Origin of the sequence: Paracoccus sp. (in: a-proteobacteria) (genome assembly GCF_046289755.1) — a bacterium.
GTDB lineage: Bacteria > Pseudomonadota > Alphaproteobacteria > Rhodobacterales > Rhodobacteraceae > Paracoccus.
Genome location: NZ_JBKBVD010000075.1, coordinates 1 through 11,954 on the forward strand (window position 1 = coordinate 1; position 11,954 = coordinate 11,954).

The window sequence follows — 11,954 nt, forward strand, 5'->3', positions numbered from 1 at the left end:
GAACATGTGTTTTTCAGCGACAGCGGCTCGACCGCGGTCGAGGTCGCGCTGAAAATGGCGCTTGGGTACTGGCGGCACGAGGGCGACGGGCGGCACCGGATCGCGGTGATCGAGGACAGCTATCACGGCGACACCATCGGCACGATGAGCATGGGCGAGCGGGGGGTGTTCAACGCCGCCTATGACCCGCTGATGTTCGCGGTGGACCGGCTGCCCTTTCCTGCGGGCGATGGTGCGGCGACCCTGGCGGCGTTCGAGGAACTGGCCGCATCGGGGCAGATGGCGGCGCTGATCCTTGAGCCGCTGGTGCTGGGCGCCGGGGGGATGCGGATCTATCCCGCCGCCGTGCTGGTCGGGCTGCGCGCGATCTGTGACCGCTATGACGTGCTGATGATCGCAGATGAGGTGATGACCGGATGGGGGCGCACGGGGCGTCTGTGGGCCTGCGATCATGCCGGGGTCTCGCCTGATATTCTGTGCACCTCCAAGGGGTTGACGGGGGGCGTGGTGCCGCTGGCTGCGACTTTGGCATCGGCGCGGGTGTTTGCGGCGCATCGCTCGGTCGACCGGCGGCGGACGTTTTATCACTCGTCCAGCTATACCGCGAACCCGATTGCCTGTGCGGCGGCCCTGGCGCAGGTGCGGTTGTGGCAGGCCAGTCCGATGCAGGCGCGGCTGGATGATTTGGCCGCACAGCAGGGGGCGCATCTGGCGACTTTGGCGCAGGATGGGCGGTTCACCAATCCGCGCCAATGCGGGACGATTGCGGCGATTGATCTGGTGGTGCCCGAGGGCGGCTATCTGTCCGAGGTCGGGCCACGGATGCGGGCGCATGTGATGTCGCAGGGGGTGCTGCTGCGGCCCTTGGGCAACACGGTCTATGTGCTGCCCCCTTATTGCGTCACCGGCGCCGATCTGGATCTGACCTGGGGGGCGGTGGCCTCATTCGAGGTCTAGATCGAGCCAGACCAGTTTGCGATGCGAGGCAAGGCGTGCCGTTTCGGCCAGCGGATCATCGGGGGCGGGCCAGAGGATGCCCGCATCGGTGACGGTCAGGTGCTGAGCGGGCAGGATATAGTCCAGCCGCAGATTGCCGGGCGGGCGGTCATATTCGGCGGTGTCCAGTGCGGGGTCGCCCTTGTGGTCCGCATTGGGGCCGGTCTGGGGGGGCTGGAATGCGCCGCGTGGCTGGGGGTCCTGGGTGATCTGCAGCAGAGCGGTGAGGGCGGTGGGGTCGCCGTCGCCGTCCATGGGATCGAGGTTCAGGTTGCCGATGATGGCGAAGGGCGCGTCGGGCAGGTGGTGCAGCCAGAAGGTCAGCTCATCATGGTTGCGGGGGATATTGCGCGGCTCGAACGCCGGGGGCGTGGCCGACAGGGCCAGCAGATGCAGCGGGCCTGCGGGGGTTTGCAGGGCCACGTCCCAATGCGCGGTCGAGGACAGGCGCTGGATATCGGCATGCGGGCTGGCCGGCATGCGGTGGCCGGGCAGATCGCGCCACAGCGTCGGCGTGTGGTCGGTGGTGCCGGTGATGGGCAGGCGTGACAGGATCGCCATGCCGGACTGGCCGGTAAAGCTGCCATAGCCCTGCGCATCGCGCGCCCGGCCTGCGCGTCCGTCGCCGTCCATGTCCAGCCCGGTGGCCATGCCGCTGTTGGGCTGGGCCGCGAACTGGTGCGGCATGGGGTGGCCCTGATCCGCCAGCAGGCCGGCAAAGGCGGTCAGGGCGCGGGCGTCATAGTCCCAGTCAAAGCCGGTCAGCAGGATCGCATCGGGGGCGGTGGCCGCGATGATCTGCGCCGCCGCAAGAACCTGCGGATCGGCGCGCTGGATGTCGCGCAAAAGAAGGCCCGGCCCCTCGCGTGAGAGACCGGGGTTCCAGGTGGCAAGGCGGATGGTCTGGGCCCCTGCCGGGGTGGCGAGGGTCAGGGCCAGCGCGGCGAGTTTCAGACCCGCGAGTTTCAGACCCCCCGGCCTCAGACCCGCCAGCCTCAGACCCGCCGGCCTCAGACCCAAGGGCGGGCCTGCGCCATCTGCGTCTCGTAACTGTCGATCGAGGGCGCCTTTTCCATCGTCAGCCCGATATCGTCCAGCCCGTTCAGCAGGCAATGCTTGCGGAACGGGTCGATGTCGAAATGATAGGCGGTGCCGTCGGATGCGGTCACCGTCTGCGTCTCAAGATCGACGGTCTGGCGGGCATTGGCGCCGTTTTTGGCGTCGTCCATCAGGGCATCGACCGCCTCTTGCGGCAGCACCACAGGCAGGATGCCGTTCTTGAAGCAGTTGTTAAAGAAGATGTCGGCAAAGCTGGTCGAGATCACGCAGCGGATGCCGAAATCCAGCAGCGCCCAGGGCGCATGTTCGCGCGACGAGCCGCAGCCGAAATTATCGCCTGCCACAAGGATCTGCGCGTCGCGATAGGCGGGCTGGTTCAGGACGAAATCGGCGATCTCGTTGCCCTCGCGGTCATAGCGCATCTCGTCAAACAGGTTCACGCCAAGGCCCGACCGTTTGATGGTCTTCAGGAACTGCTTGGGGATGATCATGTCGGTGTCGATATTGACCAGAGCCATGGGCGCGGCGATGCCGGTCAGCGTGGTGAACTTGTCCATGATCTGTCCCTTATGCCTCGGCTTGCGCGAATTCGCGGATATCGACCAGATGACCCGCGACGCCTGCCGCTGCCGCCATGGCGGGGCTCATCAGATGGGTGCGGCCCTTATAGCCCTGCCGCCCCTCGAAATTGCGGTTGGAGGTCGCAGCGCAGCGTTCGCCCGGCGAAAGCTGGTCGGGGTTCATGCCAAGACACATGGAGCAGCCCGCAAGGCGCCATTCGAAACCGGCATTGGTGAAGATCACATCCAGACCCTCTTCCTCGGCCTGCGCCCGCACGAGGCCAGAGCCGGGCACGACCATGCCGCGCACGCCATTGGCCAGCTTTCGCCCGCGCAGCACATCGGCTGCAGCGCGCAGATCCTCGATCCGGCCATTGGTGCAGGACCCGATAAAGACCGCATCAATCGCAATCTCGGTCAGCGGCGTGCCTGCGGTCAGGCCCATATAATCAAGGCTGCGGCGCGCGGCATCGACCTTGCCGCCGGTGAAGCTTTCGGGGGCGGGGACCAATGCGGTGATGGGCAGCGCATCCTCGGGGCTGGTGCCCCATGTGACGGTGGGGGCGATATCCTCGCCGCGCAGCGTCAGCACCTTGTCGAAATGGGCATCGGGATCGCTGTGCAGCGTGCGCCACCATGCAACCGCAGCCTCCCATTGGGCGCCTTTGGGGGCGTGGGGGCGGCCGTTGACATAGGCGAATGTGGTCTCATCCGGGGCGATCAGGCCCGCGCGGGCGCCGCCTTCGATGGCCATATTGCAGATGGTCATGCGGCCTTCCATCGACAGGTTGCGGATCGCCTCGCCGCAATATTCGATGACATGGCCGGTGCCGCCCGCCGTGCCGGTCTCGGCGATGATGGCCAGCACGACATCCTTGGCGGTGACGCCGGGGGCGAGGCGGCCGGTGATCTCGACCTTCATGTTTTTGGATTTGCCCTGAATCAGGGTCTGGGTGGCCAGCACATGTTCAACCTCGGACGTGCCGATGCCATGGGCCAGCGCGCCGAATGCGCCATGCGTCGCGGTGTGGCTGTCGCCGCAGACGACGGTCATGCCGGGCAGGGTCCAGCCCTGTTCGGGGCCGACGATATGCACGATCCCCTGCCGGATATCGGTGACCGGGTAATAGACCACGCCGAAATCGCGGGCGTTCTTGTCCAGCGCATCGACCTGAATGCGTGATTCCTCGTTATCGATGCCCTTTTCGCGGTCCAGCGTGGTGGGCACGTTATGGTCGGGCACGGCGATGGTGCGTTCGGGCGCGCGCACCGTGCGGCCGGTCATGCGCAGCCCCTCGAACGCCTGCGGGCTGGTCACCTCGTGGACCAGATGGCGGTCGATATACAAAAGGCAGGTGCCGTCGGGCTGGCGGTCCACCACATGGGCGTCCCAGATTTTGTCATAAAGCGTGCGCGGCGCAGCGGCTGCGGGAATGGTCATGGCTGAGATCTTTCGGCTGTGATGCAGGATGCAGGCAGGCAGATGCAGCGGGCAGGCGCCCGCCAGCCATCAGCCCCGCGCGGTCACGCAGAGCGTTTCGCCATAGAAGCGCTGCGGCAGGCGCGCGCGGTCATGGATATCGAAATAACGCATCATGGGCGTGACATTAGGGCCAAGGTGACGCTGTGGCAAGGGCATCGCGGCGCGCATTCGCCCTGAATCGGACCGCTGGCGATTGAGATGGGCCGAAAAGATGCTATGTTGGTGATGCCCCTGCGCCGGGGGTTCATCGGCGCGCCGACCGGAGGATAAAACCCTGTCACAAGACGTGCCGTCGGCCCAAGGGCCGGCCATGACCACCGCGACTGCTGCTTCTGATGCAACCTCTTCTGCCGATGATGGTGATCAGATGCTGTCGCTTGTCCTGACATCGCTGGATGACGACAAGGCCGAGGATGTTGTCAGCATCGACCTGCGCGGACGTTCGGCCATCGCCGATCACATGGTGATCGCATCGGGCCGCAGCTCCCGTCAGGTATCGGCGATCGCCGAAAAACTGGCCGAGCGGGTCAAGCAGGCCACCGGCCGCAGCCCCCGGATCGAGGGCAAAGAGACCGGCGACTGGGTGCTGATCGACACCAATGATGTGGTCGTGCATGTGTTCCGCCCCGAAGTGCGCGAGTTCTATCAGCTTGAAAAGATGTGGATGCCCGCCGACGCTCTGACCCGGCTGCGCGAGCCTGCCCGCCCGCAACCCTGAGGCGCCATGCGCATCGACATCGCCGCCGTGGGGCGGCTGAAGAAATGCCCCGAGGCGGCGCTGGTCGACGATTACCTGCTGCGTTTCGCACGGACGGGCCGCTCGCTTGGGCTGCCCGCCGTGGGGATGCATGAGGTCGAGGCCAAAGGTGGCGGTATGGCGGCCGAGGCCGAGCTGCTGGGCCGCGCCATCCCCGCCGGTGCCGCCCTCGTGGCGCTGGACGAGCGCGGCGATCTGACCGATTCGCCAACCTTTGCCGCGCGGCTGGCCGGCTGGCGCGACGGCGCGCGCGATGTCTGTTTCGTGATCGGCGGCGCCGACGGGATCGGGACTTCGCTGCGTGACCGGGCCGAATGGCAGATCAGTCTGGGCCGCATGGTCTGGCCGCATATGCTGGTGCGGGTCATGCTGGCCGAACAGCTGTACCGCGCGGCGACGATACTGGCGGGCTCTCCCTATCATCGGGCGTAAGGGCCGGGGCCGGGCAAAGGGGGGCGCTCGCGCCCCCCGTCGCGTGCCGCGACTCCCCCCTGAGGATATTTCATGACCAAAGCAGGCATGGTTTGTCTTTGCATTGGTCCATAAATATCCCGGGGGTCCGGGGGCTGGCCCCCGGTCCTTCGGTTGCTGCCGCCGGGCGGGGCGCGTAGAAGGGGGAAAACCCGCGAGGCAGACATGACCAAACCTGTTGTCCTGTGCATTCTTGATGGCTGGGGCCTGTCGGACCGGCCCGAGCAGAGCGCGCCCGACCGGGCGGCGACGCCGCATTTCGACCGGCTGATGCGGGACTGCCCGCATGCGGCGCTGGTGACCTATGGGCCCGATGTGGGCCTGCCGCGCGGGCAGATGGGCAATTCCGAGGTCGGGCATACCAATATCGGCGCGGGCCGGGTGGTGGCGATGGATCTGGGCGCGATTGATCTGGCCATCGAAGAGGGCAGCTTTGGCCGCAACGGGGCGCTTCTGGACTTTGTCGCAAGGCTGAAGGCCAGTGCCGGGACCGCGCATCTGATGGGGGTTGTCTCGGATGGCGGTGTGCATGGGCATCTGTCGCATGTGCTGGCCGCTGTGCGGGCCGTGGCGGGGGCGGGCGTGCCGGTGGTGATCCATGCCGTGACCGACGGGCGCGATGTGGCGCCCAGATCCGCCGACGGGTTCATCGCAGCGCTGGAGGCCGGGTTGCCGGACGGCGCGCGGATCGGCACCGTGACCGGGCGCTATTATGCCATGGACCGCGACAACCGCTGGGAGCGGGTGCAGCGCGCCTTTGATGCCATCGTTCTGGGCCGGGGCGAGGATGCGCCGGATGCCGGTGCCGCCGTGGCCGCCGCCTGGGCGCGGGGCGAGACGGATGAGTTCGTGGCGCCTTTTGTGATCGACGCCTATAACGGCGCGCAGGACGGGGACGGGTTTTTCTGTCTCAATTTCCGGGCCGACCGGGCGCGCGAGATTCTGTCCGCCATCGGCGACCCGGAGTTTCAGGGCTTTGATGTCTCGGCGCGGCCGGACTGGGCGGCGCTGCTGGGGATGGTCGATTACAGCACCCGGCATGACAGCTTCATGGCCGCCGCCTATCCCAAGCGGCAGGTGGTCAATACGCTGGGGGCCTGGGTCGCCGCGCACGGGCTGCGCCAGTTCCGGCTGGCCGAGACCGAGAAATACCCCCATGTGACCTTTTTCCTCAATGGCGGCAAGGAAACCCCCGAGCCGGGCGAGGACCGCCATATGCCGCAAAGCCCCAGGGTCGCGACCTATGATCTGGCGCCCGAGATGGCCTCGGGCGAGGTGACCGAGAAGCTGGTCGAGGTGATCGGGCAGGGCTATGACCTGATCGTGGTGAACTATGCCAATCCCGACATGGTCGGCCATACCGGCAATCTGGAGGCCGCCGCGCGGGCCTGCGAGGCGGTGGACCGGGGGCTGGGGCGGATGCTGGAGGCGCTGGACGCTGCGGGGGGCGCGGCGCTGATCTGCGCGGATCACGGCAATTGCGAGCAGATGATCGACCCGGTGACGGGCGGCGCGCATACGGCCCATACGCTGAACCCGGTGCCGGTGATCCTGTATGGCGGGCCTGCGGGCGCGCAGCTGCGCGACGGGCGGCTGGCCGATCTGGCGCCGACGGTTCTGGCGCTGATGGGGCTGGACCGGCCCGGTGAGATGACCGGCGAAAGCCTGATCCGGGAATGATGCGCGCGCCCCTGACCCGAGCCCCTCTGACCCTTGCGCTGCTGGCCGCGATGGCCGCCGCCCCTGCTGCCGCGCAGGAGGTGGTCGAGGATGTGACCGGCCCGGCGCTGGTCACCGGCGGGCCGGACCTGTCCGGGGATGCGGGCCTCAGCCCCGCGCGGCAGGCCGTGGCCGATGCCGAGGCCGCCGCCGCCCTGCTGCGCGCGGCGCTGTCGGAACTGGCCGGGGCGGTGGCCGCCGACGATCAGGTCGTGGCCCTGACCGAGGTGATCCGCGCCTATGAGCTGGGCCTGTCCGCCCTGCGCGACGGGCTGCGGCAGGCCCATGGCCGCGAGGCCGAGCTGCGCGACCGGTTCGAGGCACAGCGGGCCGAGCTGTCGCGCGTGCTGGGCGCGATGACCGCGCTGCGGCAAAGCCCGGAAAGCACCATGCTGCTGCATCCCGCCGGGGCGGTGGCCAATGCGCGTTCGGGGATGATCCTGTCGGATATCACGCCGGGGCTGCGCGCGCAGGCCGAGGCGTTGCAGGACGATCTGGACGAGATTGCTACCGTGCGCGAACTGCAGGCCAATGCGGCGGCGATGCTGGGCAACGGGCTGGCCTCGGTGCAGGAGGCGCGCAGGCTGCTGGCCAGTGCGGCGGGGGATCGCAGCTCGATGCCCGCGCGCTATGGCGAAGACCCCGAAGAGTTGCAGGCGCTGCGCGAGGCTGCCGAAGGGCTGGACGAATTCGCCACCGGCATCGCCCGGATGGAAAAGGATGTCGGCGCCCCGATGGAGGATTTCGAGGGCGCGCAGGGCAGCCTGCGCCTGCCGGTCGTGGGCACGGTGCTGCGGCCCTATGACGAACCCGATGCCGCCGGTGTGCGCCGCCCCGGCTGGGTGATCGCCACCGCCCCTGCCGCGCTGGTCCAGACGCCATGGCCTGCGACAATCCGCTATCGCGGGCCGTTCCTGGATTACGGCAATGTGATGATCACCGAGCCCTCGCGCGGCTATCTTATGATTTTCGCAGGTCTCACGCAGGTGTTCGGGGAGGTGGGCGATGTGCTGGGCGCGGGCGATCCTGTCGGGTTGATGGGGGGGGCCGAGGCCCCCGCACAGGAATTCGGGGCGCGCTTTGTCGCCGATGCCGCCCGTGGCGGGGCCGCCGGACGCAGTGAGACGCTGTATCTGGAGCTGCGCCGTGGCAATGAAACGCTGGACCCGGCGGACTGGTTCGTGCTGAATCCGTTCGTCGAGCCGCAACAGGACTGAGGCAGAAAGGCCGCCATGAAACATTATCTGATCGCAGGTATCGGGGGCGTGCTGGCCGGGGCGCTGGTGACGACCCAGATCGCGGGGCCGCTGGTCGCGCAGGAGGCGGGGCGCAATGTCTCGGTCTATGAGCAGCTGGAGCTGTTCGGCAATGTGTTCGAGCGCATCCGCAGCGACTATGTCGAGGCGCCCGATGACAAGGCGCTGATCGAGGCGGCGATCAACGGCATGCTGACCTCGCTGGACCCGCATTCGGGCTTTCTGTCGGCGGATGCCTATTCCGAGATGCGCACCCAGACGCGCGGCAGCTTTGGCGGTCTGGGGATCGAGGTCAGTCAGGAAGAGGGGATGGTCAAGGTCGTCTCGCCCATCGACGACACGCCTGCCGCCGAAGCAGGCGTGCAGTCGGGCGATCTCATCACCCATGTGAACGGCGAATCGCTGCTGGGGCTGACGCTGGACGCCGCCGTCGAGATGATGCGCGGCCCGGTGGGCTCTGAGATCACCATCACCATCCTGCGCGAGGGCGAGACCGAGCCGTTCGACCTGACCATGGCGCGCGACACGATCAAGCTGACCGTGGTGCGCACCCGGGTCGAGGGGAACGCGGTCGTCCTGCGCGTCTCGACCTTCAACGACGAGACCTATGATGCGCTGCAGACCGAACTGGCCCGCGCCGTCGAAGAGGCGGGCGGCATCGACAAGGTGAACGGCTTCGTGCTGGATCTGCGCAACAATCCGGGCGGTCTGCTCAATCAGGCGATCGCGGTGTCGGATGCGTTTCTGGATGCCGGAGAGATCGTCAGCACGCGCGGCCGCGATGCCGCCGAAAGCGAACGCTGGAACGCCGAGGCCGGCGATCTGGCCGAGGGCAAGCCGATGGTGGTGCTGATCAATGGCGGCTCGGCCAGCGCATCGGAAATCGTGACCGGCGCCCTGCAGGATCACCGCCGCGCGATTGTGGTGGGCGAAAAGAGCTTTGGCAAAGGCAGCGTGCAGACGGTGATGCCGGTGACGGCGGACAGCGGCATCCGGCTGACGACGGCGCGGTACTACACGCCCTCGGGGCGGTCGATTCAGGCGATGGGCATCCAGCCCGACATTCTGGTGGCCCAGCCCCGGCGCGCGCCCGCGTCTGAAGAGGGCGACGAGGCCCGCAGCGCCAGCAGCTTTTCGCGGTCCGAGGCAGAACTGCGCGGCGCGCTTGGCAATGAGGTCAGCGACGATCAGCGCGAGCTGATGGAACGCGAGGCCGCCGAACTGGCCGCCACCGCCGCCCTGCGCGACGAGGATTACCAGCTGGCCTATGCCGTCGATGTCCTCAAGGGTCTGGCGGCGGTGAGCTTCCGCGCCGGGCAGGTGCCCGCCGCTGTGACGCCCGCCGTGACGGGTGAAGGGGCCGGGGGCGGCGGGGCGGCCAGCACCAATGGCTGAGACGGGTGCGCATGGTCTGCCCTATCGTCCCTGCGCGGGGGTGGTTCTGGTCAACCCCGCGGGGCTGATCTGGGCGGGCGAGCGGCTTGACCGCCCCGGCGCCTGGCAGATGCCGCAGGGCGGCATTGATCCGGGCGAGACCCCGCATCAGGCCGCCCTGCGCGAACTGACCGAGGAGACGGGGGTGGCGCCCGCGCTGGTCGAGGTTCTGGCCGAGACGCCGGGCTGGGTCACCTATGACCTGCCGCCCGAGTTGCTGGGCCGCGTCTGGAAGGGCCGGTTTTGCGGGCAGCGCCAGAAATGGCTGTGCCTGCGCTTTCTGGGCGAGGATGCCGATATCAGCATCGAGACCGAGCACCCGGAGTTTGACCGCTGGCAATGGATGGAGGCCGAGGCGCTGCTGGACAGCATCGTGCCCTTCAAGCGCGCGGTTTATGGGGAAGTGCTGGGGGCGTTCCGGGAGTGGGTGCGGTAGGGGGTTAGCGGGAATCGTCTAACAGGTACTCGATGCTGCTGCGCACCCTTTGAATGCAAGCCGGACGTGTCATCTGTCCCGGATCGTATGAAACGACGAGACCTAGGTATGGCTTTTCATCTTGCCCGCGCCCCAGGCTGACCATGCAGGCCCGACCATACCGAGTATGAAACGTGTCGCCCGCAGTGTCGTCTGAAAAAGAAATTTTGCTTGTTTCGTGTATCATCCACACCGCATTTGCGTGATCTGCGGGCGTCAGGGTTCTTGGCAGGCAATCGACCGGAGTGCCTTGCAGGTCGATCACGACGACGGACGGCGTGTCGGCAGGCAGATCGGGCAAAAGCCCGATCTCCTCAAGGAAGTTGCGCACGACTGGCGGGCAGTGGGGCTGGTTGTCCTGTGGCGCGACAGTGGGCGCGCTGGCAACTGGCTTGGCCAACCCGAAGGTTAGGCACAGAATGAACGGTACGGACCGCCATTTGCGTAAAATGGCGCCTTCGTGTCTATTGCTGCACCTAGGGTTCACGCTGGCAAATCCGGCATGTAATCTCCATCAATCCCTAAAACGAAAACAAGCCTAGCTACAGGTATACTCAGTGCTCAGGATAGATAGCACTGCAATCGCTCCGTCGAGTTCCAGCATTTCCTGCTCACCGATTGAACCATGCAACGCAACAAGGCCCCGGAAAGCAGTATCTGCCAAAGCGGCACGCGTAATCCCCGGCGGGGGACAAATTTCCACGCCCATAGCACTCGCACTATCGTAGACCGCTTGAGTGTAACCGTTACAAAAGCTTATCCACGACTCCTCCGGTGTTCCACAAGAAATGAGAACGCTTGCAGCACTCATATTCTGCGCGCCTGCGAGCTGAGACAATAAAATCGCAGCTGATACCGCCAGCGCTGCCAACGATCCTAGCTTTTTGATCATGCCTTCCCCCTGTTGGTTCAGAATCGCGAGGTGACAAGGCTACCTAGTCTTTGCCAGTCCTGTTGGCCCACGAAACAAGGAAATACCGTGGTCATCAATGCCCATATTCCGTTGTCTCAGTCCGCACTATCCATGTTGGCAGACGGGGCGCCCCACCGGACGCCCCCCATATCCCTCACCGACGCAGCTGATCCAGCAGCACCGAGGTCGGATAGCCGTCCGGCGTCACGCTGATCGAGCGTTGGAAGGCGGCGACGGCCTCCATCGTGACCGAGCCGAACAATCCGTCGATCTCGCCCTGATAGAAGCCGCGTTGGGCCAGGCGGCGCTGGATTTCCTCGCGCTCGGAAGTGGACAGGGGGCGGTCGCTGCGCGGCCAGGACCCCTGAATGCCGGGGCGGTTCGCGATCCGCTCGGCCAGAAAGGACACGCCAAGCGCGTAATTGTCCGAGTTGTTGTAGCGCAGGATCGAGCGGAAATTGTCGCCGATCAGGAAGGCCGGGCCGCGCGCCCCCGCAGGCATGATGATCGAGCCGTTGACGGCAGGCAGCGCGCCGCCGCCGATGCGGCGAACGCCCTGCGCCGACCAGTCAGAGGCCGACCGCCGCGTGCCCTTGCCGATCAGACCCATGTTGAAATTCGCGGGCAGCTGCACCTCGGCCCCCCAGGGCTGGCCCGGCACCCAGCCATTGCGGCGCAGGTAATTCGCGGTCGAGGCCAGCGAATCGGTGGGATCCTCGGACCAGATGTCGCGGCGGCCGTCGCCGTTGAAATCGACGGCATATTCCAGATACGAGGTCGGCATGAACTGGGTGTGGCCCATCGCGCCCGCCCAGCTGCCCAGCATCGCCT

At 66.7% G+C, this 11,954-nt stretch carries 12 protein-coding genes; 7 read left to right on the forward strand and 5 right to left on the reverse strand.

The genetic code is table 11. The annotated features are described in order from the left end of the window. Positions 1 to 957, forward strand: a 957-nt coding sequence (locus ACK41U_RS17975) for an aminotransferase class III-fold pyridoxal phosphate-dependent enzyme (protein WP_409683237.1), incomplete at its 5' end; no start/stop codon positions are given. Here the strand turns inward: ACK41U_RS17975 and ACK41U_RS17980 are convergent. Genes ACK41U_RS17980 through leuC form a run of 3 tightly spaced genes read right to left on the reverse strand, consistent with a single transcriptional unit; the run spans position 943 to position 4,056 of the window. Beyond that, entirely contained in the window at positions 943 to 2,016 is a 1,074-nt protein-coding gene (locus tag ACK41U_RS17980) for an endonuclease/exonuclease/phosphatase family protein (RefSeq protein WP_409683240.1), read from the reverse strand. The genes ACK41U_RS17975 and ACK41U_RS17980 overlap by 15 nt on opposite strands. Then, on the reverse strand, positions 2,007 to 2,612 hold the full coding sequence (gene leuD, locus ACK41U_RS17985; RefSeq protein ID WP_409683242.1) for a 3-isopropylmalate dehydratase small subunit: 606 nt from the start codon (positions 2,610 to 2,612) through the stop codon (positions 2,007 to 2,009). The genes ACK41U_RS17980 and leuD overlap by 10 nt, the downstream gene beginning before the upstream one ends. Before the next feature lie 10 nt (positions 2,613 to 2,622). Beyond that, complete coding sequence (gene leuC / locus ACK41U_RS17990) at positions 2,623 to 4,056, reverse strand: 3-isopropylmalate dehydratase large subunit (protein WP_409683245.1); 1,434 nt, start codon at positions 4,054 to 4,056, stop codon at positions 2,623 to 2,625. A gap of 352 nt (positions 4,057 to 4,408) precedes the next feature. Here leuC and rsfS point away from each other — a divergent pair, with 352 nt between their 5' ends. From rsfS to ACK41U_RS18020, 6 genes are all read left to right on the forward strand, one after another. After that, positions 4,409 to 4,816, forward strand: coding sequence for a ribosome silencing factor (rsfS, locus tag ACK41U_RS17995; RefSeq protein ID WP_409683247.1), 408 nt, complete (start codon positions 4,409 to 4,411; stop codon positions 4,814 to 4,816). 6 nt (positions 4,817 to 4,822) lie between these two features. Then, entirely contained in the window at positions 4,823 to 5,287 is a 465-nt protein-coding gene (gene rlmH, locus ACK41U_RS18000; protein ID WP_409683249.1) for a 23S rRNA (pseudouridine(1915)-N(3))-methyltransferase RlmH, read from the forward strand. Between the two features lie 204 nt (positions 5,288 to 5,491). Further along, entirely contained in the window at positions 5,492 to 7,006 is a 1,515-nt protein-coding gene (gene gpmI, locus ACK41U_RS18005; RefSeq protein ID WP_409683252.1) for a 2,3-bisphosphoglycerate-independent phosphoglycerate mutase, read from the forward strand. Beyond that, positions 7,003 to 8,262 carry a murein hydrolase activator EnvC family protein gene (locus ACK41U_RS18010; protein WP_409683254.1) on the forward strand — a complete coding sequence of 420 codons (1,260 nt, stop codon included), beginning with the start codon at positions 7,003 to 7,005 and terminating at the stop codon, positions 8,260 to 8,262. Before gpmI ends, ACK41U_RS18010 begins: the two co-directional genes overlap by 4 nt. Before the next feature lie 15 nt (positions 8,263 to 8,277). After that, entirely contained in the window at positions 8,278 to 9,696 is a 1,419-nt protein-coding gene (locus ACK41U_RS18015; RefSeq protein ID WP_409683256.1) for a S41 family peptidase, read from the forward strand. Beyond that, positions 9,689 to 10,171 (forward strand): RNA pyrophosphohydrolase, encoded by a 483-nt coding sequence (locus tag ACK41U_RS18020; protein ID WP_409683259.1) that lies wholly within the window; start codon positions 9,689 to 9,691, stop codon positions 10,169 to 10,171. The genes ACK41U_RS18015 and ACK41U_RS18020 overlap by 8 nt, the downstream gene beginning before the upstream one ends. Before the next feature lie 577 nt (positions 10,172 to 10,748). Here ACK41U_RS18020 and ACK41U_RS18025 read toward each other — a convergent pair. Both ACK41U_RS18025 and ACK41U_RS18030 read right to left on the reverse strand, forming a co-directional pair. After that, on the reverse strand, positions 10,749 to 11,102 hold the full coding sequence (locus ACK41U_RS18025; protein WP_409683262.1) for a Rap1a/Tai family immunity protein: 354 nt from the start codon (positions 11,100 to 11,102) through the stop codon (positions 10,749 to 10,751). 175 nt (positions 11,103 to 11,277) lie between these two features. After that, positions 11,278 to 11,954: lytic murein transglycosylase (locus tag ACK41U_RS18030; RefSeq protein ID WP_409683265.1), on the reverse strand; the 677-nt coding region annotated here is incomplete at its 5' end.

Excerpts from the sequence above, each read along its gene's own strand:
- leuD (WP_409683242.1), bottom strand. The coding sequence starts at position 2,612 with ATGGACAAGTTCACCACGCTGACCGGCATCGCCGCGCCCATGGCTCTG.
- leuC (WP_409683245.1), bottom strand. The coding sequence starts at position 4,056 with ATGACCATTCCCGCAGCCGCTGCGCCGCGCACGCTTTATGACAAAATC.
- rsfS (WP_409683247.1), top strand. The coding sequence starts at position 4,409 with ATGACCACCGCGACTGCTGCTTCTGATGCAACCTCTTCTGCCGATGAT.
- rlmH (WP_409683249.1), top strand. The coding sequence starts at position 4,823 with ATGCGCATCGACATCGCCGCCGTGGGGCGGCTGAAGAAATGCCCCGAG.
- gpmI (WP_409683252.1), top strand. The coding sequence starts at position 5,492 with ATGACCAAACCTGTTGTCCTGTGCATTCTTGATGGCTGGGGCCTGTCG.
- ACK41U_RS18010 (WP_409683254.1), top strand. The coding sequence starts at position 7,003 with ATGATGCGCGCGCCCCTGACCCGAGCCCCTCTGACCCTTGCGCTGCTG.
- ACK41U_RS18015 (WP_409683256.1), top strand. The coding sequence starts at position 8,278 with ATGAAACATTATCTGATCGCAGGTATCGGGGGCGTGCTGGCCGGGGCG.
- ACK41U_RS18020 (WP_409683259.1), top strand. The coding sequence starts at position 9,689 with ATGGCTGAGACGGGTGCGCATGGTCTGCCCTATCGTCCCTGCGCGGGG.
- ACK41U_RS18025 (WP_409683262.1), bottom strand. The coding sequence starts at position 11,102 with ATGATCAAAAAGCTAGGATCGTTGGCAGCGCTGGCGGTATCAGCTGCG.